Origin of the sequence: Sphingobacterium faecium (assembly GCF_003054045.1) — a bacterium.
Lineage (GTDB): Bacteria > Bacteroidota > Bacteroidia > Sphingobacteriales > Sphingobacteriaceae > Sphingobacterium > Sphingobacterium faecium.
The window spans coordinates 585,238-612,193 of record NZ_QBKH01000003.1; the positions used below are offsets into that span (position 1 = coordinate 585,238).

At 36.2% G+C, this 26,956-nt stretch carries 17 protein-coding genes; 10 read left to right on the forward strand and 7 right to left on the reverse strand.

Annotated elements, in window-relative coordinates; all coding sequences use genetic code 11:
- Positions 1-38: 38 nt before the first annotated feature.
- Positions 39-1,520, forward strand: a complete 1,482-nt coding sequence (locus C8N37_RS10685) for a SusD/RagB family nutrient-binding outer membrane lipoprotein (protein WP_108158886.1) — start codon at positions 39-41, stop codon at positions 1,518-1,520.
- Positions 1,521-1,735: 215 nt separating this feature from the next.
- Here the strand turns inward: C8N37_RS10685 and cydB are convergent, their stop codons facing one another.
- Together cydB and C8N37_RS10695 are read right to left on the reverse strand one after the other, a co-directional pair.
- A complete protein-coding gene (gene cydB / locus C8N37_RS10690) occupies positions 1,736-2,812 on the reverse strand; it encodes a cytochrome d ubiquinol oxidase subunit II (protein WP_108158887.1) in 1,077 nt (358 codons plus the stop codon).
- 2 nt (positions 2,813-2,814) lie between these two features.
- The gene (locus C8N37_RS10695) at positions 2,815-4,155 is read right to left on the reverse strand and encodes a cytochrome ubiquinol oxidase subunit I (RefSeq protein WP_108158888.1); all 1,341 of its coding nucleotides are present in this window, start codon (positions 4,153-4,155) and stop codon (positions 2,815-2,817) included.
- A 313-nt stretch (positions 4,156-4,468) separates the two neighbouring features.
- On the opposite strand from C8N37_RS10695, the gene C8N37_RS10700 reads away from it, so the two are divergent.
- From C8N37_RS10700 to C8N37_RS10710, 3 genes are all read left to right on the forward strand, one after another.
- Positions 4,469-5,848, forward strand: a complete 1,380-nt coding sequence (locus C8N37_RS10700) for a 3-keto-disaccharide hydrolase (protein ID WP_108158889.1) — start codon at positions 4,469-4,471, stop codon at positions 5,846-5,848.
- Positions 5,848-7,260, forward strand: a complete 1,413-nt coding sequence (locus C8N37_RS10705) for a Gfo/Idh/MocA family oxidoreductase (protein ID WP_108158890.1) — start codon at positions 5,848-5,850, stop codon at positions 7,258-7,260. Before C8N37_RS10700 ends, C8N37_RS10705 begins: the two co-directional genes overlap by 1 nt.
- Positions 7,261-7,638: 378 nt before the next feature.
- Positions 7,639-8,325, forward strand: a complete 687-nt coding sequence (locus C8N37_RS10710; RefSeq protein WP_108158891.1) for a hypothetical protein — start codon at positions 7,639-7,641, stop codon at positions 8,323-8,325.
- Positions 8,326-8,517: 192 nt separating this feature from the next.
- Here the strand turns inward: C8N37_RS10710 and C8N37_RS10715 are convergent, their stop codons facing one another.
- Genes C8N37_RS10715 through C8N37_RS10725 form a run of 3 tightly spaced genes read right to left on the reverse strand, consistent with a single transcriptional unit; the run spans position 8,518 to position 12,946 of the window.
- Positions 8,518-9,813 carry an amylo-alpha-1,6-glucosidase gene (locus tag C8N37_RS10715; protein WP_108158892.1) on the reverse strand — a complete coding sequence of 432 codons (1,296 nt, stop codon included), beginning with the start codon at positions 9,811-9,813 and terminating at the stop codon, positions 8,518-8,520.
- A gap of 17 nt (positions 9,814-9,830) precedes the next feature.
- Positions 9,831-11,582: a class I mannose-6-phosphate isomerase gene (locus C8N37_RS10720; RefSeq protein ID WP_108158893.1), complete on the reverse strand. Its 1,752-nt coding sequence runs from the start codon at positions 11,580-11,582 to the stop codon at positions 9,831-9,833.
- A 41-nt stretch (positions 11,583-11,623) separates the two neighbouring features.
- Complete coding sequence (locus C8N37_RS10725) at positions 11,624-12,946, reverse strand: sugar porter family MFS transporter (protein ID WP_108158894.1); 1,323 nt, start codon at positions 12,944-12,946, stop codon at positions 11,624-11,626.
- A 93-nt stretch (positions 12,947-13,039) separates the two neighbouring features.
- Here C8N37_RS10725 and C8N37_RS10730 point away from each other — a divergent pair, with 93 nt between their 5' ends.
- A complete protein-coding gene (locus C8N37_RS10730) occupies positions 13,040-13,777 on the forward strand; it encodes a GntR family transcriptional regulator (protein WP_244914396.1) in 738 nt (245 codons plus the stop codon).
- A 54-nt stretch (positions 13,778-13,831) separates the two neighbouring features.
- Here C8N37_RS10730 and C8N37_RS10735 read toward each other — a convergent pair whose 3' ends face one another.
- Positions 13,832-15,142, reverse strand: a complete 1,311-nt coding sequence (locus tag C8N37_RS10735) for a glucosidase family protein (protein ID WP_108158895.1) — start codon at positions 15,140-15,142, stop codon at positions 13,832-13,834.
- Positions 15,143-15,368: 226 nt separating this feature from the next.
- Here C8N37_RS10735 and C8N37_RS10740 point away from each other — a divergent pair, with 226 nt between their 5' ends.
- Together C8N37_RS10740 and C8N37_RS10745 are read left to right on the forward strand one after the other, a co-directional pair.
- The gene (locus C8N37_RS10740) at positions 15,369-17,708 is read left to right on the forward strand and encodes a GH92 family glycosyl hydrolase (protein WP_186812823.1); all 2,340 of its coding nucleotides are present in this window, start codon (positions 15,369-15,371) and stop codon (positions 17,706-17,708) included.
- Between the two features lie 6 nt (positions 17,709-17,714).
- Positions 17,715-20,849: a GH92 family glycosyl hydrolase gene (locus C8N37_RS10745; protein WP_108158896.1), complete on the forward strand. Its 3,135-nt coding sequence runs from the start codon at positions 17,715-17,717 to the stop codon at positions 20,847-20,849.
- 98 nt (positions 20,850-20,947) lie between these two features.
- Here C8N37_RS10745 and C8N37_RS10750 read toward each other — a convergent pair whose 3' ends face one another.
- Positions 20,948-21,826: an AraC family transcriptional regulator gene (locus C8N37_RS10750; RefSeq protein ID WP_108158897.1), complete on the reverse strand. Its 879-nt coding sequence runs from the start codon at positions 21,824-21,826 to the stop codon at positions 20,948-20,950.
- Positions 21,827-22,008: 182 nt separating this feature from the next.
- Between C8N37_RS10750 and C8N37_RS10755 the strand changes: the two genes are divergently transcribed.
- The 3 genes from C8N37_RS10755 (at position 22,009) to C8N37_RS10765 (ending at position 26,916) form a co-directional block, all read left to right on the forward strand.
- Complete coding sequence (locus C8N37_RS10755) at positions 22,009-23,499, forward strand: alpha-L-fucosidase (RefSeq protein WP_108158898.1); 1,491 nt, start codon at positions 22,009-22,011, stop codon at positions 23,497-23,499.
- A gap of 62 nt (positions 23,500-23,561) precedes the next feature.
- Positions 23,562-24,584 (forward strand): zinc-binding alcohol dehydrogenase family protein, encoded by a 1,023-nt coding sequence (locus tag C8N37_RS10760; RefSeq protein ID WP_108159071.1) that lies wholly within the window; start codon positions 23,562-23,564, stop codon positions 24,582-24,584.
- Positions 24,585-24,672: 88 nt separating this feature from the next.
- The gene (locus C8N37_RS10765; protein ID WP_108159072.1) at positions 24,673-26,916 is read left to right on the forward strand and encodes an alpha-L-fucosidase; all 2,244 of its coding nucleotides are present in this window, start codon (positions 24,673-24,675) and stop codon (positions 26,914-26,916) included.
- The last annotated feature ends 40 nt before the right edge of the window (positions 26,917-26,956 follow it).

Genomic DNA, 26,956 nt, shown 5'->3' on the forward strand with positions numbered 1-26,956 from the left:
TGACGAATACTTTTTAATTGAATTAAAGAATCAGAAAAATGAAAAAAACACTATTTAATATAAAATTTGCTTCCATACTCGCGGTAGTTTGTCTGGCAAGTTGTACAAAAGATTTTGAGAAAATTAATATAGATCCAGATGCACTACCCAATGTTCCTCCTCAAAATATGTTGATCAATGTACTTCGTAATGCAGGAGAGCAATTTGGAGGTGACGTAGATGGCTATGGGACTTTTGCAGGCTATATTGTTAAAATTCAGTATCCGGATTACATGACATCATTAGTACCCGGAAATAATACCTTTGGTAATCGTTGGGCTGCTTGTTATTATAATATAACCCAGATGGATGATATGTTAAAGAAAACAGCGGATCGAGCGGAAGGTTTTAAGAATATTAGAACGATTGCCCGAATTTGGCAAAATTATATGTGGTCCTATCTTTTAGATGGATGGGGGGATATACCTTATTCCGAGTCTCTTAAAGGGATGCCCGAAGATGGCAATCTCTTAAAACCTAAGTATGATAAACAGGAAGATGTCTTTCCTGCCGTACTAGCGGATTTAAAAAAGATCTCGGATGAGATGTCTGCGGGTCTAGGTACAGATGATGTTGGTGATTACGATATTGTCTATAATGGGGACATGCTAAAATGGCAAAAATTTTGTAATTCTTTACGGCTTCGCATGGCTATGCGGATTTCATCAGTAGCACCCGCATTAGCTAAATCAACGATTGAAGAAATTGCTGGAAATAAAAGCAAATATCCAGTTCTGGAAACTAATGATGAAAACTGTTATTTGTACTATCCAGGTACATTACCATATATGGAGCCTTGGTATAAATCAGGAATCAATGGTAAACGTATCGATAACTGGGGTATGTTTGATATTTTTATCAATTATTTAAACGAAGTCGAAGATCCTCGAATTGCCTCAATAGCGCAAAAGACTAGTTCTGGAACATATGTTGGTTATCAAAATGGGCTAACAACATCGCCAATTCCGCTTAGATCTATATCTTGGATTGGTGAGCATTATATAAATGATGCAGCTGGATATACACCCTTTTATCGATCTAGTGAAACTTATTATATATTAGCTGAGGCAGCTATGTTAGGCTATAATGTTGGCACAACTGCTGAAGCGGCTTATAATAAAGCGGTCATGATTTCCATGGAAGATAATGGAGTTTCTACAACAGATGCTGAAGCATATTTAGCAGGTAAAGGAAAGTTTAATAATACAAAGGAGAGAATATGGTGGGATATGTGGGTCGCTTTATTTAAAGAAAATTATGAGGCATGGGCACTATATCGAAGAACTGGAATTCCTTCGACTAATTATCCGTCCTTAAATTCAGTATTTAAAGGGATACATAACGATCAACCATGGAGGCTGCCATATCCAAATAATGAATACTTATACAATAAGGCTAATACAGAAGCAGCAGCAACTGGAGTTGTTGACCAAGCTTGGGGTAAAAGACTTTGGTGGGCAAAAGATAATGGTAAAAATTAATTTCAGGTGCATATGTTTATTAAAAAGCGGGGTGACGAAAGTCATCTCGCTTTTTTTAAGTTCACTGAGGGAGGTGTTACAAAATTTAGTAACAATATTTTGGTTAAGGACATTAAATGCTTTTGAGCCCTCTAAAATTGAATTGTTAAATAAGAAAAGAGCTATTCTTAGAATAGCTCTTTTGTATGAAAAAGGTTTTATAAAATTAATCCATCTTAATGGTCACCATATCCGACATCATCTAATTTACCTTTGAAAACTTTAAACTGAATGATGAAATATACAATCACCAATACCGCTGCTACAGAGAACCAACCTATCCCAACAGATAAACCATATTCGTGTGCGGCTACATTCTGTATAGTTAAAGAAGGATTTACGGCATTAGTCGAAGGTAGTAATATCGGAAACATAGAAGCTATAGTAGATCCAAAACTCCCAAAAATAAATAAGGATGAATAGATAAAACCGGATAAATCTTTTGTAAATTTTTTAATTCTAAACTGTCCAAAAAGACCAACTGTAGCAATAATAGGGAAGATCCACAACCAATAATAGGTTTCAAAATTATGTAATGATATTGGTTTCACATCATGCCATACGTAAGCGGATAATATTACTAAGAACAATAAAACAAAGTTGAGTTTAAAGATTACAGTTTTTAAACGCATATTCAGGGTGCTTGATGTTTTAAGAATGATCCAATTTGCACCATGAATGGTCAGTGTCACAACTGCGACAAGACCCAATAATAAGGTGAACCAATCAATGATTCCTTGATGTTCGGCCAATGGATCAAATGTTGGATTCCATAAGGCCAAGAAAAAATAATGTGCTTCTTGAGTAGATACACCATTTTCAACCATACCAAGATTAACTCCTCGAACGACATTTCCTAAAGCTGCTCCAAAAAATAGAGCGAGTAATAGACTCGCCAAACCAAACAATTTATCCCACATCAATTCCCACATCCGGTTATGAACTTGCCCTCTTAATTCTAGACTGATCGCTCTAAAGATGAGCAACCATAACACAAGCATAAGGGGTAAGTAAAATCCACTAAAAGCTGAAGCATATAAGGTTGGAAAAGCGAAAAATAGTACACCTCCCGATGCGATGAGCCAAACTTCATTGGCATCCCAAAAGGGTCCAATGGAATTGGTTACAGCTTTTTTTTCTTCTTCTGTTTTAGCAAAGAAAAGATGAACAATTCCTGCTCCAAAATCGTAGCCATCGAGAATTACATAGATTCCGAGCATAATCATCAACACAACAAACCAAAATATTTCCATAGCTAATTATTTAAAGCAATTTGGGATTCAGGACCTTTTCTGATTGTTTTTAATACCAGCATTAAAAACAATAATCCCAATAGTATATAAAGTCCTACGAATCCTAAAAGTGTGAATAATGCATTTCCAGAAGAAACGGTAGGTGATACACCATCTACCATGCGCATCAGGTTATATACCAGCCATGGTTGCCTTCCTAATTCAGCTGTATACCAACCTGCAGTATTGGCTATATAAGGAAATGGAATCATAAACATAAGGATCCATAGTAGCCATTTCGTTTGAAATAGTCTATTCTTCCAAAGTAAAAAAGTAGCTGTTAACATGATCGCAATAAATATGGTTCCGAGACCAGCCATGATGTGGTAGCCATAGTATAATCCTGGAATATTCGTAGGGTGTATAGATTCATCAAATTCATTTAAACCCTTGATTTCCGCATCCCAGCGTTGATAAGTAAGAAAGCTAAGGACGTTTGGAACAGCAATTTTATTGTCTAATTTTTTATTTTGCATATCGGGTTGTCCGATAAGTACAATTTCTGAACCTCCTTTTTCAGTTTTAAAAATACCCTCCATGGCGGCAAAAGTTACCGGTTGATATTTGACTACATTTTTTGCCGCCATATCACCTGTAGGGAATGCAACCACAATAGAAGATATGACACCAAAAATAACTCCAGTCTTCACGAATATTTTTCCAAATCGACTATGCTTGTTACTCAGCAAGTAAAAAGCTCCCACTGCAGCAACAAAGAATGAACTGGTGATCAGAGAGCCAGCTTGATTGTGTAAATATGATGGCCAGAGCCAAGGATTATTGAATAGAGCTGTAAAGTTATTTAAGACAAACTTCCCATTTTCTACTATTTCATATCCCACAGGATATTGCATCCAGGAGTGCGTAGCGATAATAAGGAAACCACTTGCCCAAGATCCTATAAATACCATCAACCCAGAAAGAAAATGGAGTTTATGACCAAGAAGCTTTTCCCCAAATAGAAACATTCCTAAAAAAGAAGATTCTAAAAAAAAGGAAAACATACCTTCCATGGCTAGTGTTTGTCCGATAATACCTCCCGTCAATTCAGAAAATTTGGCCCAATTTGTACCAAATTGAAATTCCATTGGTATTCCTGTAACCACTCCCATTGTAAAATTCAAGGCAAAGATTTTCATCCAAAATTTTGCAGCATGATTGTAGTCATCAATTTTAGTGCGTAAAAATTTCCATTTGAAGTAAACAATCATTAAAGATAATCCCATCGTCAATTGCGGAAACAGGTAGTGAAAAGTGATGGTAAAAGCAAACTGTAACCGATTGTAAAGTATCATGTCTTCCATACGACATTTTTGTAGGTTGAAATATAAATTAAATATAACTGTTTTTTACTTAAAACTCCATGTTAAAATGCTCTTTTTTATGGTATAATTTAAGGGAATATTAGTTGTTAAAATGTCTCATGAGTAAGCATTATTATTGGATAATTTCAAATATTTATTTTATATTTACCTATCAGTCAGGTTAAAATTGATTTGAGTGTAAACCTAAAAAAATCTCCAGGTTATAATTAAAATACAAAATAGAAAGCATGCAGATGTCTTTATCAACATGTGCATGTATGATAATAGTATGTTTAATAAATTATAAATAAATATGAACAAGAATTTTTTAATGATAATGAGTAGTTGTATGCTGTTCTTTGCATCTTCAACTTATGGACAAACGAAAAGACAAAGCTCTTTCATACCAATTTTTGATGGAAAAACATTTAATGGATGGAAAATCCTTGGAGGAAAAGCAAAATATACTATTGAAGATGGTGTTATTGTAGGGGAGATGGTCAAAGGAGTGCCAAATTCTTTTTTGTCAACAGAAAAGGAATATGAAGACTTTATTTTAGAATTAGAATTTAAAATTGAAGGAACAGAAACTAACTCTGGGATTCAGATTAGAAGTAATTATGATCCGCAGGGAAATAATGGGCAAGGTCTTGTTTTTGGTAAGCAGATGGATATTGATCCAAGTGAGCGAGCATGGACCGGTGGAGTATATGATGAAGGTCGGCGAAACTGGCTTTATCCGCTGGATTTGCAGGAATCTGCTCAAAAAGCTTTTAAAGCAAATCAATTTAATAAAGTACGTATAGAAGCGATTGGTGATGAAGTCCGTATATGGTTAAATGATATTCCTACCGCCGCTGTAATTGATACACTTGATAGAAAAGGAATAATTGCATTGCAAGTGCATAGCGTACCAGATCGTTTGGTTGGTCAGAAAGTGTATTTTAAAAATATAAGAATTAAAACAGCAGAGTTGGCATTCACCAAATTGCCTCAAGATATGTTTGTTGTTAATCTCAAAAAAAACAATGTATCATCTCAAGAAAAGAAGTCTGGCATCAACTTATTGTTTAATGGTATAGATTCAAAAGGATGGCGTAGTATAGATGCTAATCATTTTCCAAAAAAAGGATGGGAAATTAAAGATGGTGAAATAACTGTTTTAAAAGCAAACGGAGGAGAGTCAACTAATGGAAGGGATATAATAACCGATAAACAATATAGCGCTTTTGATCTTTCATTTGAATTTAAACTAACTCCAGGAGCGAACAGCGGTGTGAAATATTTTGTTACGATGCAGGAGGAGACGAAAGGATCGGCGATTGGACTTGAATACCAATTGTTGGATGATGAAAAACATCCAGATGCTAAAATGGGTAAAAATGGTAATCGTACCATGGCATCTTTATATGATTTAATTCCTTCGCTGAAACATGTGCGCGCACCACGACCTATAGGTGAATGGAATAGAGGACGAATTATGGTTACACCAGACAATCAAGTCACACACTATTTGAATGGTATAAAAGTATTGACTTATAGACGAGGTTCGCCAGAATTTAAAGAACTTGTAGCAGGGAGTAAATATAAGGATTGGCCAAATTTTGGAGAGGCTGAAAAAGGACATATTCTGTTGCAAGATCATGGTGATGAGGTTCATTTTCGAAATATTAAAATTAAGGAATTGAAATAATGAAGCAATTATCAAGAAGAAATTTTTTACGTAACACAGCTTTTATAGGGGGTGGATTATTGATGTCAAACGCTGCTCTTGGAAATGTAAAATTAGCATCGGCAAATGAAAGACTGAATTTGGTATGTGTAGGAATAGGAAATCGAGCAGCAGAAGTGATCAAAGAACTTTACAAAACAGGTTTGTGTAATGTCGTAGCATTATGTGATGTTGATTTAGAAGCTCCACATACTTTGGAAATATTAAAGTTGTTTCCTAACGTGCCCCGATTTCGAGATTTTAGACAAATGTTTGATAAAATGGGTGGACAAATTGATGCGGTATCTATAGGTACTCCTGATTTTGCCCATTTTGCAATTACCATGATGGCTATAGACATGGGGATTCATGTATACGTAGAAAAACCGATGGCGAGTACATTTTGGGAAGCAGAGCTTATGATTCAAAAAGCTCAAAAATTTAATAAAGTAGTTACTCAAATGGGTAATCAGGGACATTCGGAACCCAACTATTTTCAATTCAAAAGCTGGCATGAAGCCGGTATCATCAAAGACGTGACACGCATAGATGCACATATGAATTTTGCAAGACGTTGGCATACTTGGGATGCTAACATCAAAGGTTTTCCATATCCAGAACGCATTCCGTCGACGTTGGATTGGGATATGTGGCAGATGCAAACTTTGGGTCATGATTATAATAAAGACTTTGTTAACGGACAGTGGCGTTGTTGGTTTGATTTTGGGATGGGGGCTTTGGGAGATTGGGGAGCACATATCTTGGATACAGCACATGAATTTTTACAATTAGGTTTACCTCATCGTGTAGAAGCAGTGAAACTTTTGGAGCATAATTCTTATTTCTTTCCGAAATCATCCACGTTGAAATTCAAATTTGCCAAAAGAAAGCATATGCCGGCTCTTGATATCAATTGGTATGATGGATTAGACAATTTACCAGAAATACCATCTGGTTATGGAGGTTCTGGCTTAGATCCAAATATACCAGCTCCTAGTACAGGTAAAGTAGAAGCTGTGCAGTTGAATCCTGGGAAAATTATATACAGTAAAGATTTGATATTCAAAGGAGGTTCGCATGCAAGTATCTTAGAAATTATTCCAGAAGAGAAGGCTCGTGAGGTGGCAAAACTTCTTCCAGAAATACCTAAATCACCCTCTAATCATTTTGCGAATTTCTTGAAAGCCTGTAAAGGGTTAGAAAAAACACGCTCAAGTTTTGAAGTAGCAGGTCCATTGAGCCAAGTGTTTTGCTTAGGCGTCATTGCACAAAGGTTGAATGCTAAGTTTGATTTCGATCCAGTTAAAAAAGAAATTCTTAATGATCGTTTTGCTAATGCTTTGCTCTATGGTCCTCCACCAGCAAAAGGATGGGAGCAATTTTATCGAGTATAAAATAAATTAGACCATCTAGAACAGCAAGCAGCTGTAGGATGGTCTAATTTTCTTTCTTTCTTTCTTTCTTTCTTAAAATGGTTTTACTTCAGGACTATTGAGGATTGATTGACAATTCACTTATATTCTTATCTATATTTATGATCTCATCATGCTCTTATACATGGGCAAAAAGTATAAATCATTTTATGTATTGCTGAATCGTAACTTATGTCTAAAGTCATTTTGAGAAATGATTATGATATGTTGAGATTAAAATTTATAATTTAATTAAGCAACTATGTTGCATTTGTTTGTTGTTTTATTATATTTGCAACATAGTTGCAAATTATATAGCATTTAATGGTTGAATTATTAAACTGAAATCAAAATCAAATCATGAAAATTAAATTTATCAAAAGTACTACTGTATTCGTGTTAACATCCTTAGGTCTTTTAGTTGGTATTGTATCGTGTAAAAAAGACGAAGATACTCCAATAGTAGGGAAGGAAATAAGAGCATCTTTACAATTTACTGAGCTTGAGGGAACTAAAGGTGCGGGTCATGGAGATCATTTCCATGGTGTAGCTTCTGCAAAAGAAGGTGCTGTGATCAAAATAAATTTTGATGCTTCAGGTCATTCACTAGCGAGTAGTGCTATTAATCTAAATGCTGAGATTGCCTACAAGGTCGACTTAAAAGTTTACGATGAAAATGGACGAGAAATCCAAGATACGTATGTCAATAATCTCACTACAGCAAATGAATATAAAGCTTTCCTAATCGGCGATAAATTGATCGCTAATGCAAATTCAGAAACGAATGGTGGAGCGATTTTTCAACCACGTGATACAATTTATGCAGATGGAACAAAGGTAAATGGTAAATATGAAATGACAGGTTTGATGGCTTTTTTTACATTAGGGAATGAAAACAAAGGAAATACGAAGAGATTATCGTACATCTTACGTAAAATAGAGCCAGGTGTTAAAGCAAAGATTGAACGTGTAGACCTACTTGATCTGGCATATGCCACTAAATTCCAAGGCAAGAATATCTTAGAATTGAAATTTGATATCAAATAAGTACTCTAATGTTTTTAACTTGAAAAGGAAACTATAGAAATAGGCTATCCATTTTGGATTATCCAGTACAGATATAGGAGAGGAGCTGTCTAATCATTTTGGACAGCTCCTTACTTATTGCTCTTCTATTGAATATTAATGGTTAGCTTTCTAATAGCAGATTAAAATCTTATAGATTATGATTTAATTCAATTAGTTATAAGAATTTTCCAATAGGGTAATAGCGTCAAATAGTACACCAGCTTCACCCCTAAATGTTCCTGATCCTTCAGGTTTGTTATCCTTTGTGTACCACTCATAGAATCCTTTATTTTTTATAACCCGATCCAGCATGGGTTTTATTTGCTCATAGGCTTCTTTTTCGTAACCATTTTTTACCAACTGTTGGATCATGCGACCTCCGAACCAAGTCCAATCCCCACCGTTTTGATATCCATATGGATACATACCTTTATTTTTGAATGAACCTGCAGGATAAGTCGGATAAATCGTCAAGCCGATTGTGGCAGCACCAGAATCTTTCACATTTTTCACCATCTTATCTAAGGCTGTTTTTATTTGTTCCTTACTCAGCAAATTGGCTTCGATAGCAATAGCAGTACCACCATGATAGTAGATTTGATTCTCATCAAAATCTGAAGAAAATGGCGATCCATTGATATAGATATGAGGGATAAATTTTTGATTTTTCTCATCCCAAAGATGCTTCATTGTATTGGAAGCGATTTCATCGCGGATGGGTTTCCACTGGGATGCTTTTTCAGGAACGAGCTCTATATAATTGTCCAAAGCAATTAAAAACATCGCATTATCATAAACGTCTAGAGCAATATGGGAGTTTTCATCCAGATGTACCCCCCAATCATGCTCGGGTTGCACATCTCCCCAGTCAACAGTCGTAGCTCCCCACAATAAACCATAAGCTTTATTGTATCGCTCATTCATTAAGAATTCAAGTGCTCTATCCATTTTGTCCTTTACGGTGCTATTACCGACTTTCATGGATAAAAAAGATGAATCTTGAGATACCTTTATATATTTATAGACTGCTTGTATCAAAGAAGTTTCCTGATCTGTTTCTACGGTATTTTTATGCCCCGCATAATCTGGAGCTAATACATTTATTATCGTATAGTAGTCAGATGTGCCATTTTTTAAACTCGCTTTTTTTACAAAACCATCTGCAATATTCCCATCAGGCCCCTGTAGTTTCAGAAAGATAAGCAATTGATCTTTGATTTGCTCATGAGGATGGACTTGTGTAGCTAAATTGATAAAGGTATTGTAATCTCTGATCCATACCTCTCCATATCCATCTCCAGCATTGAAACCGGATTTTATGGTATTGGTTGCCATATCTTTGACTAGTTGAAAACTACTGTCATTTTTCATGTCGGCCTGCCAACTGTTTTGTGTTCCTTTGCTTCCGCTTGGATTGCAGGAAAATAAAAGGGCAGAGGAAGCTATTGCAAAAAATAAGTTTTTCATATTTTTAAATGTTTAGTTTAAAATTGGTTGCATTTTGAATCTTTAACGTATGATTGGATCACTTTTGCCGGCTGTTTTCCAAGGTTACGAAGTATATATGATCCTGTTGCAGCTGGAATGGCAAATGTCTCAACATAATTAAAAACTTCTCTCATACCATTTGCAGTTGTTAATTCCACAGCCTCCCCTTCAACAAGCATCAGAATATGACACTGATTTTTTGTTTCAATCGTTACCTCTTGGTCAAAATCATAGCGTACAACATCATAAAAATGATCTTCATGGGTAGCTAGATGAACTTTAGTTGATTGATTATCAATTTTGTGAGAAACAGGTTTCGCAATTAAGGTATCGTTGACCACTTGTCCTTTTCTTTCAAAATTAAGATTGTCAAAAGCACGGTCGATATTTAAAGGACGTGGTTTGCCATCCAAATCCGGTCTTACCCAATCGTACATTTTAAAGGTGAAGTTGTATGGAGTCGCACTAATTTCTAAAACTAAATTATCGATACCAGATGAATGCACTGTACCATGCGGTATCAAGTATAAATCATGCTTTTTAGATTCAAATTTTTGAATATATTGATCTACCTCAATGGCTTCTCCGGTTTTAAAACTATGTTCTAAAGCACTTTGAAATTCATCTTTATTGATATCGTCTTGAAAACCTAGGTATACCTGTGCATCTCCTTTTCTGTCCACAATATAATAGGTTTCATCTTGGGTAAAGTTTTCTCCAAATTGTGACTTTGCATACTTCGGGCTAGGGTGACACTGTATTGATAAATTTCCTCCATCAAAGGTATCTAAGAAATTAAATCTAATTGGGAAATCTACACCAAATCTTGGTTCAGCCAAGCCTAGGATATTTTTGCTTTCAGTGAACATCAATTGATCAAATGAAATTTCCAGAAGTAGATCATTAAATTTTAATGACAAGCCATTTTCCGGAACAATCATTTCGAAGGACCAGGCGTAGTTTTTTGCACTTTGATCTATCCCTGTTAGATGATCTTTCATCCATTGTCCACCCCAAACACCAGATTCAAATGTAGGTTTTACTCTAAAATAATTAACAGACATTTGATGCAAGGTCTGTCTTAAATCAGATCCCTTTATCCAAGGTAATGTGTTGTCAGATTGCTGGTCTGCCATGATTTCTATCCGAGATAGGATTGAATTTTTGTGGCTATTTAATGCTTGCCAATCCACAAAATAATATCGTTTGTAAATCTGTTTTGGATCTTTTGAATTGCTGCATCCTAAGTTCCACGCCTTTCCAGCTCTCATGCGCTGAATTAGAACACTTTTAGGCAAATCAACATACATAATTGAAGCTTGATTATCTAAAAGAGCTGCTCCAGGTCCGTAAAAGATGATACACTCTTGGTTGTTTGCGAGCATATCATGGAATTTCGCTAATTTTTCAGCGTTAAAATAAGAAGATAATGGAAGAGGATATTTTTTTCCAAATAAGGGATCATTTCCACCAAGATAAGGTGCTAGCTGATTATTAATAATCTCTTCTGATAAAAGTGCCTCATCAATAGCGATGAAGCGTGGTTTAATGTCGTAAATTTCAAATTCTTTTGAAATCTCTCCAATGACAAATTCCCAATCTACACCAACAAAACCATCGATGATACGTATATTATTGTTGTGAAGTACACGAACTAATTTTTGAAATGCGCTTGAGATTTCACCTGTAGCAGGGAAAGCGGGCATAATATTGTACTGGCCTATTCCTGAATCTTTAGTGGTATGCATGTTTAATTATTTTATTGAAATCTGTTGAATGTATAGCTAACTTATTTACGGGCTTTATCTTTCCAATATTTCTCTATTTCTTCCAGGGGTTTACCCTTAGTTTCAGGTAAAAATAGGAGTACGGTTATAAAAGCAATAGCGCAGAAGAATGCAAATAGCCAAAAGGTGTAACGAGCTCCCCAAGCATCTAGAATGATCGGGGTCAATTGGCCGATAATGGCATCTGAAATCCACATAACCAAGATACTGATACCCATGGCACGTGCTCGGATGGAATTGGGGAAAATCTCTGAGGCAACTACAAATTTTAAAGGACCAATAGAAAAGGCAAAGAAAAACATAAACGAAAGTATCGAAATGATTAAAGCCGTATTGTTAATCTCTTGATTTGTTGCAAATAGAAACCCGGTCACAATTAAACTTAGGGTAGCGCCCAATGTTCCAAATACATATAGAGGTCTTCGTCCCCAGTTGTCCACTTTCCATATTGCAAAGCATGTGAAAAGTACGTTTGCAAGACCAAAGAATAATTGTGCATGATAGGAATTGCTCATCGAAATGCCCGAATCCAAAAGAATCGTCGGACCATAGTAAACAATGGCATTAATACCACTAAGTTGTGAGAATAGCGGTAGGAGTAAACCCAGTAAGAATGCTTTTCTGTAAACCGGAGAGAAAAGGTCCTTTAGTTTTCCTTTGGTTTCAGGTGGACTATCTTGTAAATTTTGGAGATTAAGTTTAGCACTTATTTCAGCTACCTCAGCATTTCTTCCAACTTTTAGTAACCAACGTGGGCTTTCTGGAACAAAGTATGCTCCAATAGAAAGTAATATTGCAGGTATTGCACCAACTAAGAACATAGTCCGCCACTGTCCATGAGTTTGTGAAGGAAGATGTTGAATAATCAGATAATTACTAATATAAGCGATAAGAATACCAAAAGTGATTGCCAGTTGATATGAAGTCACTGCCCGGCCTCGAAATTGACTTGGGGATATCTCTGCAATGTATAGCGGAACAACAATAGAAGCAATGCCGACACCTATGCCACCAAGTCCACGAAAAAGAATAAGCATCATATAGTTCGTGCTCAATCCACAGCCTATCGCTGATATTAAAAATAGAATAGATGCAACGATAAGCGCAGGCTTGCGGCCGTACCTATCGCTAAAGCTACCTGTAAAAATCACGCCCACTATACAACCAATCAAAGCCGAACTGACAAATATGCCCTCTTGATTTGGTGTTAATCCAAAAAAATGCTTTACTAAAGGTAATGCTCCTGCTATAACGGCCATATCAAATCCGAAAAGTAGTCCCCCTAGCGACACGATACATAGAATAAGGATGAAAAATTTACTCATATTAAGGTTTTATAATTAGTATGTATATACATACAAACATATATTTATTTTTTTAATAATGCAAAAAATCTTACTTTAGCCTAAGTAATAAATATGATGAATCTTAAAATAGACCATAAAAGTCCGATACCATTACATATACAGGCCGAGAATTTGTTGCGTGAACTGATCAAGCAACCGGAATATATTGATGGGAAATTATTGCCAAATGAAATTGAACTGGCTAAGCGCTTGGCAATTTCACGTTCAACATTACGGCTGGCAATCAATAAGTTGGTTTACGAAGAGCTGTTAATCAGGAAGAAGGGGATAGGTACCAAGGTAGCAAGTGCTAAATTTAGTTCAAAGTCTAAAAATTGGTTAAGTTTCTCGCAAGAGATGAAAAATCGGGGTCTCGAGGTGAAAAATTTTGAACTTCATGTTAGTTGGGAAATACCTGATAAAGCAGTTTCACAATTTTTTGATGTACCAGAAGATTTGAAGTTACTTAAATTAGAACGTTTGAGAGGTAAAAAAGAAGATCCGTTTGTTTATTTTATCTCTTACTTCCATCCACGTATTGGTTTGACCGGAGATGAAGATTTTAAACGTCCGCTTTATGAAATATTAGAAGCCGATTTTCATATTGTAGCCGATCTGTCTCAGGAAGAACTGGATGCGATGGCCGCTAATAAATTTATCGCCGACAAGCTTGAGATAGCTATTGGTGCACCTATTTTGTCAAGGAAGAGATTTGTCTTTGATCAATCAGGAAGGCCTATTGAATACAATCTTGGATATTATCGTGCTGAGAGTTTTACGTATACCGTAGAAAGTAGACGCGATTATTAGTATATAAAATGAATCTAGATAAGTAATTATCCAGATTCATTTGTAACAAAGTTTTTAGTTTTTATCTAAAGTTTCTTTAGCCCAATCGTTCATTAATAAAATAGCTTTGCTTAAAACTCCGGCAGAGCCTTTGAACTTACCAGAACCACTAGGAACATCATTTTTTCCATACCATTCGTAAAATCCTTTATTTTTGACCACTCGGTTTATCATCGGTTGAATCTCTTCATAAGCTTCTTTTGGATAGCCATTTAACACTAATTGTTGGATCATTCTACCACCAAACCAGGTCCAGTCTCCACCATTTTGATAGGCATAAGGTTTTGACATCCAACCTTTGAAAAATCCTTCAGGATAGGTCGGATACAGTGTAAGACCGATACTTGGCATGCCAGATAGACGTACATTTTCCAACATTTGATCATTGACTGTTTTAATTTCTTCTTTACTTAAAAGTCCCGATTCAATAGCTATGGCTGTTCCACCGTGGTAATGAATTTTATTCTCATCAAATCCTTCAGGTAATGGCGAATCTTTAGGATAAATATGCGGAATGAATTTTTGTTGTTTTTTATCCCAAAGGTGTTTCATGGTGTTGATCTCAATTTCCTTTTTCAGACTTTTCCATTCGTTTATTTTTTTTGCGTCGGGCATAATATCAATAAGTGTTTTTAGAGCAATGATGTGCATGGCATTGTCGTAAACATGAATCGCTTCATTGGATAGATTATTCCAGTCACAACCAAAATCATCATGTGGTTGGACATCTCCCCAGTCTGCGGTCATTGCTCCCCACAAGAGTTTATATTCTTTATTGTATCGCTCACGATTCAAGTAATCTAGCATCAGTTGAATTCGGTCTTTTACAAGTATGCCACCGATGTTTTCTTCGAGTATGCTATAGTCTTTTGTTTTTGTGATGTATTTGCCCAGCAGTTGAATAAGCGAAGTTTCTTGATCAGTCTCCACGGTATTTTTAAAGCCCACATGTTCAGAATCGTTCTCTGAGTAATAAGGAGTATCATCGTGCCAGGTGAAGTCTTTTTTCAAGACATAGCCATCGACCATTTCCCCATTTTTCTGTTGCATCTTAAAAAATACCAATATAGCACCTCTAACTTCCTCTTCCGTACGTTCTTCTAAAGCGGTTTCGATAAAAGTGTTGAGATCACGCGCCCATATCTGAGAGTAACCGCTTCCAGCATTGAAACCTTCTTTAATGACTTGTCTAGCTAAGCTGTCGACAAAAGCTAATTTTTGATCAGCTAAAATAGTTTTTGCAAGTTCCATATCTGAACTCTTCTGTTTCGATATGCAGCCTGCCAACAGTAGCGCGAAAGTAAGGATCGGTATGCATCTTTTCATAATGGATTAAATTTTGGTTTGTTATTATGTATATACATTCAAAAGTATGAAAAAACAATCTGTTATTCCAAATGATCAGGCTTTAAATTGTTTGGTATTCATAATTTTACAATTATTCGTATTTTTTTTTAATGTTTAATGCTTTATTTTTTGATCTTTAATTTACGGTATGTCTATACATTTGAAATTTATTTTATAAGTTTGTGTGTAAACCTTAAAAATAAAGATGATAAAAAATATAATTATGTATTGCTTGGGAGTCTTGACCTTTATTACATGCTCTTACGCACAGCAAAAACAACATTTAACACAATATGTTAAGCCCAATATAGGATCGGTTCATAGCCGGTATTTTTTTTATACTCCAGCGGCAGTACCTTTTGGAATGGCTAAATTAGCACCGAGTACAGATGGTAGTTATGGTAACCGCTCTGGCTGGGAAGCAGTTGGTTACGATGATAGGCACCATTCAATAGGTGGTTTTCCTCATTTTCATGAATTTCAAATTGGGGGAGTGGTCTTTGCTCCGACAGTAGGTGCCATTAAAACTAATGCCGGTAAGCTGGATGAACCAAACAGTGGTTATCGCTCTGCATTTGATAAAGCAGATGAATTTGTCACATCTGGCTACTACCGTGTAAAGCTAAAAGATTATGACATTCAAGCCGAGTTGACAGCTACAAAAAGAGTAGGATTTCATAAATATACTTTTCCCGCAACTGATTCAGCCAATGTTATTTTTGATATTGGTCATGTTATGGGAGAGAGTGGTCCTGTTCTGGATGCAGAAGTTAGTTATGATCAACAATATGTATGGGGTTATGTGATAACAAGTCCGCTTTATGTACAGAAATATCAAAAAGGAGCCGATATAAAAATGTATTTTTTTGCTGAGATTGATAAATTGCCGGTCGCTTATGGTACTTTTCTAGATTCAGAAATTTTTGCGGATAAAAAAACGATAAAAGGTAAAGGAGCAGGTCTCTATTTACGCTTTAAGACCAAAAAAGGGGAAGCGATTGAACTAAAGACAGGTCTATCCTATACTTCGATTGAAAATGCTAAATTGAACCTGTTTCAGGAAGCTAAAAAGTTAAACTTTGAAGAAGCTAAGAAGAACGCGATTCAGATTTGGAATGCTGAATTGGGGCGTATTCTTGTTGAAGGGGGTAAAATTGAAGACCGGACCAAGTTTTATACAGCACTTTATCATGCTATACTCGGAAGAGGCTTAGCGAGTGATATCAATGGTGCATATCCTAAGAATGATGGAACTGTTGGACAGATTCCTTTAAACGCCAAAGGTATTCCAGTACATCATCATTATAATACAGATGCGATCTGGGGGGCTTTTTGGAATCTGACACAATTATGGTCTATTGCTTATCCAGATTATTATAACGATTGGATCCAAAGCCAATTGCTCGTATATAAAGATGCAGGTTGGTTAGGAGATGGTATTGCTAATAGTAAATATGTTTCCGGTGTTGGTACTAATTTTACTGGTTTGGCAATCGCTGCCGCATATAATGTTGGAATCAGAAATTATGATGTTGACTTAGCCTATCAGGCAGTTAGAAAAAATGAATTAGAATCTAAAGATCGGCTTCCGGGTGCTGGAAAACTGGATGTAGGAGTTTTTGTCGATAAGGGTTATTCCCCTTATATAAAAGATGAGACAGGTAATCCAGAGCTCTTAACCAATGGATCTCCATTTGGTGCTTCGCATACCTTAGAGTATGCCTTTTCAGCAGCAGCGGCGGCACAATTTGCGAAGTCTTTGAACCATGAGTCGGACTACAGCGTACTCCATAAATTATCAAATGCATGGCGGACATTGTATGATCCTTCAACCAAATTTATGAGACCTAAGGATAGTGAAGGAAGATTTATTCAAAATTTTAATCCCTATGAATCATGGCGCGGTTTTCAGGAAGGAAATGCCTGGCAATACACTTTTTACGTTCCACACGTACCGCAGGAGTTAGTAAAACTTGTCGGCGAAGATTTGTTTAATCGACGTCTGGATAGCATCTTTACCATTTCGCAAAAGAATATCTTTGGAGGAGGTGCACATATTGATGCTTTTGCTGGGATTGAAAGTCTCTATAATCATGGTAATCAACCTAATTTACATATTTCCTGGTTGTTTTATTTCTCAGGGCGACCAGACCTGAGTCAGAAGTGGGTACGTGCCATCTGTAATGAATTCTATGGTACAGAAGCAATACACGGTTACGGTTTTGGACAAGATGAAGATCAGGGACAATTAGGGGCCTGGTACGTCATGTCAAGCATGGGGTTGTTTGATGTAAGAAGCCTAACCGGTGAAAACCCATCTTTTCAAGTTGGGGCTCCTCTTTTTGATCGTATAACCATCTCGTTGCCTAAAACACTACGCAAAAATAAATTTGAGATCGAAGTTAAAAATCAAGATATAAGTAGGATATATCTGGATCAGATCCAATTGAATGGAAAGATCTTGTCTAGTCTGGAGTTGCCGTTTCAAGACTTGGTTAAAGGAGGGAAGATGAGTATTGTTTTAAATCGAGAAGCCAATAAATAAAGCTATATGACTAAACTAAATAAATTCTTCGTTGCGGCGGGTATACTTATCCTTTTACTAGGACAATCTGCCGTCGCGCAGGAAAACGTTATTTGGGAATTGGGTGTTACTGATGGATCGAGTGATGAGTTTGCCCTATCACCAAATGATTTTAAAAAGTATTTAGCCCATGATATGGGTTATGAAGATAAACAAGTCATTATTAGTAAAGATCAGACTGATGCTATACCCTATGTTTTACCAGGACCTGCAAGTGAATGGGGAGGCACTGGCCCAACCTCGGGTTTGCGAACTCATTTCTTAAATTTATATTATTCTTTGGATAAATCAACTGGTCAAACCCCCTATATACTAGAAGTTGATCTTGTCAATTCTGATCCAAAAAACCATCCAACGATTCAACTCTCGATTAATGGGAAAAACTATAATTATGATATTAACGGTGGTGCAGGATCTGGCGACCCTGGAGTAGGAGCTCTGGGTAAGAAGAAAATTATCATCGATCTCGATCCAACTCTATTAAGACAAGGATTTAACTATGTAACCTTAACAGTCCTGAAAGGAGGTTGGGTTGAATTTGATTCTTTTCGCTTATTGGGGCCTCCGACTACGAAACTTCTTAGTGATTATGGAGCATTGGTAAAACAGGTAAAATTAGCAGATTTTGAATCAAACAGTCTGATGGGTCGGACTCAACAGGTTCTAGTTGAAGTATTACGTCTTTATGATGCTCAAAATGTAAAAATATACATTGATGGGAAGGTTATATTTCAAGAAAAACTAGATCAGGGATTATCAACATTAGAGGTGCCCATTTCAACAGTAAGTAAGCGCAAGAAAAGTATTTGTGAAATTTACATAAATGGAAAATTGACTGATCGTTTGCAACTGATTAGGGAACCAAAGCGTTTAGGTGGAGTATCAGATTATGTGAATACGATGATTGGGACTGCGCATTCACGTTGGATGATTGCCCCTGGTCCATGGATGCCATTTAGTATGGTCAAGATTAGTCCCGATAATCAAAATATAGGTTGGCAGGCCGGATATGAACCATCGATGCAATCGATCGGTACATTTAGTCACATTCACGAGTGGACGATGGCAGGATTGGGAATATTTCCAACTTCGGGAATACTAGAAACGAAAGTGGGCGATCAGTATAATCCAGATTCTGGATATCGATCTCGAATTGATAAAATGACTGAACGTGCCCCATTAGGATCTTATCATGTGAAGTTGACCGACCATGATATCGATGTCGATATAACACAAACTACCCGAGCAAGTTTTCAGCGCTATACTTTCAATCAATCAGATATCGGACGAGTTATGATCGACCTGAAAGTCAATGGAGAGTATCAATATCAAATTTTAGATTACAAGATAAAAAAAATCTCAGATACTAAAATTATAGGATACAGCAGTCAGCTTTCAGAGAATGTGTGGTCTACAGATGCCAAGCAGGATTATATCGTTCATTTTGCAATTGAATTTGATCGTCCTATCATCAATTTTGGGACCTGGCAAGGAGACAATAATAAGCTTGGACAGGATGGCGAGGGTTATCATGTAAATGAAGCCGGTATGTTTGTCGAATTCGACGTACACAAGGAAAAATCAGTACAGCTGCGTACAGGTATTTCTTATGTAAGCATCGAAAATGCTGAAGAAAACTTACGTGAAGAAATCACTAAACCATTTAATTGGTCTTTTGATAAGATTGTTGCTCATCAGCACGAAGTCTGGAACGAATTACTCGGTCGATTAGAGATATCTTCAACTGACTATCTAGAGAAAGAAAAATTCTATACAAATATGTATCGGGCATTAGCCAGTCGTAATACCTTTAGTGACATCAACGGACAATGGCGCGATTCACGTGAAGTCGTTCGCACGCTGAGCAGTAAGCATGATTTAGCTCTAGGTTGCGATGCTTTCTGGAATACCTTTTGGAATCTGAATCAATTTTGGAATCTTGTCACCCCTGAGTGGTCAAATAAATGGGTTAAGTCACAACTTGCCATGTATGATGCTGATGGTTGGCTCGCCAAAGGACCCGCTGGTATGGAATACATTCCAGTAATGGTAGCTGAACATGAAATTCCATTAATAGTAGGAGCCTATCAAATGGGGATCCGCGATTATGATGTTGAAAAAGCCTACGAAGCGGTAAAAAAAATGCAAGTTACCAGTCCATCTAAGTTTGAAGGAGGTTTCGCTGGAAACCGCGACTTAGATGTCTATTTGAAATATCGGTATGTTCCCTCAGATCTGGGAAGATTTTCTAATTCAATGGAATATAGTTATGACGATTGGACAGTAGGTCAATTTGCTAAATCACTCCATAGAAAATCTGATTACGAATATTTCAATGATCGGGGAACATGGTGGAAAAATGCCATTGATACGGTAACGGGTTATGCGCGTATGAAAGATTCAAATGGCGATTGGTTAAAAGATTTTGATCCGTTTAAATCGGGAGCAAATCATCACTATGTAGAGGGAAATGCTTGGCAATTGACTTTTTTTGTTCCACAGGATCTACCCGCACTTTCAAAATGGATTGGAGAAGATGTCTTATTAAAGCGTTTGGAATGGGGCTTCAGTGAAAGTGAAAAATGGCGATACAATGGTCCAAATGATCAATATTGGGATTATCCTGTGGTCCAAGGTAATCAGCAATCGATGCATTTTGCTTATATTTTTAATTATATGAACAAGCCTTGGTTAACTCAGAAATATAGTCGTTCCATCGCCGAACGTTATTACGGACAAGGAGTGTCTAATGCATATCTAGGAGATGAGGACCAAGGACAAATGAGTGCGTGGTATATTATGACAGCGATTGGTCTATTCCAAATGGACGGTGGCACCCGTAGTAATCCCATTTACGAAATTGGAAGCCCGATGTTTAAAGAAGTGAAAATTAAGTTGGATAATCAATATGGTAGAGGAAGTCAATTTTTGATTAATGCCAATCATGCTAGCAAGAAAAATATCTATGTACAAAGAGCTATATTGAATGGGAAACAACTAAATACCTTTTATTTTGATGCTTCAGAATTATTAAAAGGAGGGGAGTTAATTTTAGAAATGGGACCGGAGCCAAATAAGCAATGGGGGCTCATGAAATTTTAACATCATATTTTTTTTCATGCAGTAATCAAAATTTAGACATCGAGATGTGGGATTTGGATCGAGATGGTTTTTAAATTTCGCAGATTATAGTCTTTTATCTAAGATAATATTAATTTATTACGATATTCACGAGGTGTTGAGCCTTTAATTTTTTTAAAAAATTTGTTAAAATTAGAGAGACTATTAAATCCACAGTCATAAGCTAAATTGCTAACCCGATATTCTTCCTGAGTAAGTAATTTACAAGCATGACCGATGCGAACTTCATTAACAAATTCAACAAATGTTTTTTGTGTTCTGTTTTTGAAATATCGGCAAAAAGATTGTTTATTCATATGGATCATATCTGCAACATCCTCCAATAGGATTTCTTTAGAAAAATTATTGAAAATATACTTTAAAATGATATCCATCCGATCGTTATCTTTTAAGTGATAGGTATTGGTGTAACCCGCACCAGTAAGTAAATCATAATCTTTAGTTTGACTCAATATGTGAAGTATTTTTGTGAGCAATGTCAATCTCTGCAACACGTTTGTTTCCTCCGCTAATTCCATTAAAAGATTTTTGATTTGTAATTTTGCTTCCCCCTTAAATCGCATACAGCGTTTACTGAGTTGAAAAAAATCAGCAAGTGTCTTGACATTTCCAAACTGTGAAAAGATATCGAGTATTTTATCAGGATGAAAAAAAAGCGTGATTGATTTGGCCTTATTTTCATGATTAGAAGAGATGAAATATTCCTTACTGTTGTGCCAGACATGTGGAATATTGGAACCCACTAAAATAAGGTCATCATGACCAAAACTCTCGACACTATCTCCGATCATTCTAGTGCCCACACTCTCGACGACATAGTTTATCTGACATTCTTCATGAAAATGAAATAAGGTAGAAAAATAAGGTGAGGTGACAATTTTTGTGTCAAATACACCATTTTCTTTACCCTCTAATATTTTAGCAGGAATCGGTTTCATAATTTCATATCACTGAAAATATTTAAAAGCAATGTTCTATTGCCTGAATATTAACGTGAAATTTTTCATTATGCTAATATAGCGCATATAATGGTGAATTGCCAATTGGTTTTTAATTTTTTTAGCAGCTACCTTAGTATTTATATATGCTAGCTATAAATCCTTAATGATAAAGATATCAAATGATGAAATCAATTATAAAAAGTAAGCGTTACTCAACATGGGCAATTGGAAAAATTAGTGTTTTGTTATATATGATCCCTATACTTTCAACTGCCGTTTACGGACAAGATAAGCGTGATCTGTATACCTTACAGTCTGATTTTGTTGATCTACGATTTGGTGTTATGATGCATTTTAATATGGGGACATTTACCGATGAAGAATGGGCATCTCCTGATCATGATCCGCAAAAATTTAATCCTACCCAACTTGACTGTAATCAATGGGCTGATGCATGTCTTGCAGCAGGAATGAAATATGCGATTCTGACAACAAAACATCACGATGGCTTTTGTTTATGGGATTCGAAATATACGGATTACGATGTAGCCAGTAGTCCCTATAAAAAAGATATTGTTAGAGAATATGTAGATGCATTTCGTAGTCGTGGTATAAAGCCTTGTTTGTATTTTTCCATTTGGGATCGGCATAATGGTGTAGAAAATGGAGGACAGGAAGAAGAAGAATTTGTAATGAACCAACTTACAGAATTATTAACAAACTATGGAGAGATTCCACAAATTATCTTTGATGGTTGGAATTGGAAAATGGGTCACAGTAGAATCTCTTATCAACGTATTTATGACCATATAAAAAAATTGCAACCCAACTGCCTAATATCAGAACACAATGGAAATAGCAATTTTCAGACGGATCTTATCTATTATGAAGGCCCCAAAGGAGTCTTCCCTCCAGGAAATAATATCTTTGCTTCACAGATGGCTCTAACGATGACAAATGGTTGGTTTTGGCATACAGACTCACCTAAGAATGTGAAAAGTCTCGACTATACCCTTGACAAGTTACAGCGTCTCGAGCCATTGTATTGCAATTTTATGCTCAATGTAGCACCTAATCGCAACGGTCTTTTTGATAAAGAGGTGGTTGATCGCTTGGCTGAAATAGGAAAAAGATGGAGACCCAATATGAGTCGATTACCACTACCAACTCAGCCTAAGACTATCAATAACTATATCTTGCCAGCAGGTATCATAGCTTCTGCAGGTAAAGCAGTGACTCAACCAGCACCACCAGCCAATGAAGGATCGCCTATTGCCGCATTACTGACACAGACTGATGCTGAGGTTATGATTGATGGGTGCAGCGATGAAATACCAGACAATGGTGGGTTTTCTGCATTCCAGACCTATTGGAAATTTGAGCCAAATCCATCTCGTTATCTTATTCTTGATCTTGGAATCTCCAAAGATATCAGTAAGCTTTATTATCTACCTGCACGATGGTTAGGGTATAATGGAGTTGTGACTAAATATCGTATTCTAACAAGCATAGATGGTAAAAATTATAAAAAGATCAATGAAGGAAAGTGGGAAAAAAATACCAATCTAAAGATTTCAGATTTTCTTTCAGTGAAAGCACGTTATGTGAAATTTGAAATTTTGGAATCTATTGATGAAGCTATTATAAGCGAAATAGGAGTCGGAAATTGATCTTAAGATCAATGATTGATAATCAAATTTTACTTTAATGTATGATTTTTATAAAAGAAAAAATGAAAGCAATTATATTACAAGAGCCTGGCAAGTTTCAATATATGGAAAAGGAATATCCCACAGAATTGAAACCCGATGAAGTCCTATTGAAAATTAATAAAGTATCCATTTGCGGTACAGATTTGCATGCTTTTAATGGTAAACAACCGTTTTTTACGTATCCCCGAATTTTGGGACACGAAGTGTCTGCTGAAATCGTAGCTACTGGAGATGAAGTTAACCAATTTAATGTAGGAGATAAGTGTACTGTGGAACCCTACCGTAATCTTGTGAATGATCAGGCGGTTCATAGAGGTAAAACTAATTGTGGCATTACGCTAACGGTCTTGGGAGTGCATGAGGATGGAGCTATGCAAGAATATATCACTTATAAAGCGAGTAATGTACACCTTGCTAATGGACTTGAAGATGATCAAATTTCTCTAATTGAACCCTTTGCTGTTGCAGCACATGCAGTCGATCGAGCTAATATCATAGACAGTGATACTATTTTAGTAATTGGTGCAGGACCCATTGGCTTAGGTATTATTGCTATTGCACGCTTATTGGGGGTCAAAGTCGCAGTTTTAGATCTGTCAAAATTTAGACTAGATTTTGTGAAAAATAAATTCCCTGATGTGGCAACCATCGTCTTGTCTGATGATTTGGAAAAAGATATCAAAACATCTTTCAATGGCGAACTTCCCACTGTAATATTCGATGCTACGGGAAATAAAAACTCGATGGAAAATTCATTTAACCTCATTGCCCATGGTGGTACGATCATTTTTGTCGGACTTTTTGTTGGACATGTTACCTTTGATGATCCTAATTTCCACAGAAAAGAAATTACATTAAAAGCCAGCCGTTCTGCTCGTGCAGTTGATTTTAAAAAAGTTATTCAACTGATGAAAGCAGGACTTATCAACACGGAAGGATTTATTACCCATCGTATCCCATTTGATCATCTTATTGATAAATTTGATCATCTATACGATCCCGAAGAAAATCTTATTAAAGCTGTTATTGATTTTAAAATATAAAAAGTGTCGATTTTCATGTATTTCTAGAGTCGATGAATCATGTATTCAGAATCAAAAAATCTATGTTAACCAAAAAATTAATAAAATTATGAATAAATCCATCCTATGGACAGCTATGTTAGGGTTTGCCTCTATATATAGTCATGCACAAGTGAATAATAAAAAAATACCTGTTAAAAGCACCTATGAAATTAAGAGTACAGATAGTCCAGAAGATATCATATGGAAAGCCGTACATGTTGTGCCTACAGCAAATCAATATCAGGCTCTAAAAAATGAATTTATAGCTTTTATCCATTTTGGCCCTAATACATTTACGAAAATGGAATGGGGAAATGGTATGGAGGATCCTCAAGTTTTTGATCTTAAAACTTTGGATACCGATCAATGGTGTGAGGCTATGAAAGCTGCAGGAATGAAAAAAGTGATCATTACGGTGAAGCATCACGATGGTTTTGTGCTTTGGCAGAGTAGATATACAAAACATGGAATTATGTCTTCAGGATTTAGAGGTGGTCAAGGAGATGTATTGAAAGACTTAACCGCTTCTTGTCAGAAATATGGATTAAAACTGGGAATTTATTTGTCCCCTGCAGATCTTTTTCAGATTGAAAGTCCCGACGGACTTTATGGTAATTTAAGCGAATATATGCAACGTATCATCCCTCGTGAGGTAGCTGGAAGACCATTTAAAAATAAAACGAAGTTTAATTTTAAAGTGGACGATTATAATGAATATTTCTTAAATCAACTGTTTGAATTATTGACGGAGTATGGTCCGGTGCATGAAGTTTGGTTTGATGGTGCACACCCAAAGAGAAAAGGAGGCCAAACATATAATTATAATGCTTGGCGCGAGTTAATTAAAAAATTAGCTCCAGAAGCGGTCGTATTCGGAAAAGAAGGCATTAGATGGTGTGGAAATGAATCTGGAAACACTAGAAGTACCGAATGGAATGTAATTCCTTATCAAGAAGATCCAGCAATACTTCAAAATTTCAGTGATCTTATGGATGAGGATTTGGGAAGTAGAGAAAAGCTTTTTAAAGGAAAATTTCTTCATTATCAACCCGCAGAAACCAATACTTCAATTCGAGAAGGATGGTTTTATAGAGATGATACGCATCAGAAAGTGAGGAGTACAGACGATGTTTTTGACATTTATGAACGATCGGTTGGCGGTAATTCTACGTTTCTATTGAATATCCCACCCAATAGGGAAGGAAAGTTTTCACCAGAAGATGTAAAGGTTTTACATGAAGTAGGAAGTCGTATTAAAGAAACATATGGTCATAATCTTTTACGAGGAGCAAAAGGAAGCAAAGAAACATTAGATGACAATCTGGAGTCCTTTACTGTACTATCCGATAAAAGTCCAGAATTGATTTATACAACTCCAAAAGCTATAAAAATAAATCGTTTTGTGATTCAAGAAGCAGTAAGTACGCATGGAGAGCGTGTAGAAAAGCATGCTTTAGACGCTTGGATTGATGGAAAATGGGAAGAGATCGCTCAGGCTACTAATGTAGGATACAAACGTATTCTTCGTTTCCCAGAAATAACAGCAGATAAATTCCGTATTCGAGTATTGGCTAGTCGGGCAACTCCAATAATCAGTCAAGTGTCGGCGCATTATGCTCCAGGAAGACCTCCACAACTGGTATTTAATCGCAGTATAGATGGTATGGTTGCTATTGATCCTATGAAAAGTGAATTTGGATGGAATCCTCACGGAGAGGATATTCTTAAAAATCTAAATATAAATTATCAAATACATTACACATTAGATGGTAGTCAGCCTACTGAACAGTCACCAGTATATAAACAACAGATCTATGTAAAAGGCGGTCAGATAAAAGCTGTAGCCATCAGTGCAGATAAACTAATAGGTGCAGTTGCTGAAGAAACAATTGGTATTGCGAAAAAACTAGGACAAATTTTAGATTTTACTAGCGAAGATCCTAAGCATAGTGCAAAGATGGCTTTCGATGCAGATCCAAAAACTTATTGGCAGTCTAATAACGATGGTGCCACTCAGCACATTTCAATAGATCTTGGACAGCAGTATAATTTAACAGCATTTAGTTATACGCCACAAAAAGAGCATGGAAATGGTATGATGGCTAAGGGTATTTTAAAAATCAGTAATGATGGAAAAAATTGGAATGAAGTCGAGCGATTTGAATTTGGAAATCTAATTAATGATCCGACAAAACGAACGCATCGATTTTCTAAAAACATTCAAGCGAGGTACATTCAGGTTGAATCCACTGAAATAACGGGCGGAGGAAAACTGCTTACTATTGCTGAACTGGATTTTATTGAGCAATAGATTAGAGTTCGGTTCTTATGTTTTTAAAAACCAATAAATA

Excerpts from the sequence above, each read along its gene's own strand:
- C8N37_RS10685 (WP_108158886.1), top strand. The coding sequence starts at position 39 with ATGAAAAAAACACTATTTAATATAAAATTTGCTTCCATACTCGCGGTA.
- cydB (WP_108158887.1), bottom strand. The coding sequence starts at position 2,812 with ATGGAAATATTTTGGTTTGTTGTGTTGATGATTATGCTCGGAATCTAT.
- C8N37_RS10695 (WP_108158888.1), bottom strand. The coding sequence starts at position 4,155 with ATGGAAGACATGATACTTTACAATCGGTTACAGTTTGCTTTTACCATC.
- C8N37_RS10700 (WP_108158889.1), top strand. The coding sequence starts at position 4,469 with ATGAACAAGAATTTTTTAATGATAATGAGTAGTTGTATGCTGTTCTTT.
- C8N37_RS10705 (WP_108158890.1), top strand. The coding sequence starts at position 5,848 with ATGAAGCAATTATCAAGAAGAAATTTTTTACGTAACACAGCTTTTATA.
- C8N37_RS10710 (WP_108158891.1), top strand. The coding sequence starts at position 7,639 with ATGAAAATTAAATTTATCAAAAGTACTACTGTATTCGTGTTAACATCC.
- C8N37_RS10715 (WP_108158892.1), bottom strand. The coding sequence starts at position 9,813 with ATGAAAAACTTATTTTTTGCAATAGCTTCCTCTGCCCTTTTATTTTCC.
- C8N37_RS10720 (WP_108158893.1), bottom strand. The coding sequence starts at position 11,582 with ATGCATACCACTAAAGATTCAGGAATAGGCCAGTACAATATTATGCCC.
- C8N37_RS10725 (WP_108158894.1), bottom strand. The coding sequence starts at position 12,946 with ATGAGTAAATTTTTCATCCTTATTCTATGTATCGTGTCGCTAGGGGGA.
- C8N37_RS10730 (WP_244914396.1), top strand. The coding sequence starts at position 13,040 with ATGATGAATCTTAAAATAGACCATAAAAGTCCGATACCATTACATATA.
- C8N37_RS10735 (WP_108158895.1), bottom strand. The coding sequence starts at position 15,142 with ATGAAAAGATGCATACCGATCCTTACTTTCGCGCTACTGTTGGCAGGC.
- C8N37_RS10740 (WP_186812823.1), top strand. The coding sequence starts at position 15,369 with ATGATAAAAAATATAATTATGTATTGCTTGGGAGTCTTGACCTTTATT.
- C8N37_RS10745 (WP_108158896.1), top strand. The coding sequence starts at position 17,715 with ATGACTAAACTAAATAAATTCTTCGTTGCGGCGGGTATACTTATCCTT.
- C8N37_RS10750 (WP_108158897.1), bottom strand. The coding sequence starts at position 21,826 with ATGAAACCGATTCCTGCTAAAATATTAGAGGGTAAAGAAAATGGTGTA.
- C8N37_RS10755 (WP_108158898.1), top strand. The coding sequence starts at position 22,009 with ATGATGAAATCAATTATAAAAAGTAAGCGTTACTCAACATGGGCAATT.
- C8N37_RS10760 (WP_108159071.1), top strand. The coding sequence starts at position 23,562 with ATGAAAGCAATTATATTACAAGAGCCTGGCAAGTTTCAATATATGGAA.
- C8N37_RS10765 (WP_108159072.1), top strand. The coding sequence starts at position 24,673 with ATGAATAAATCCATCCTATGGACAGCTATGTTAGGGTTTGCCTCTATA.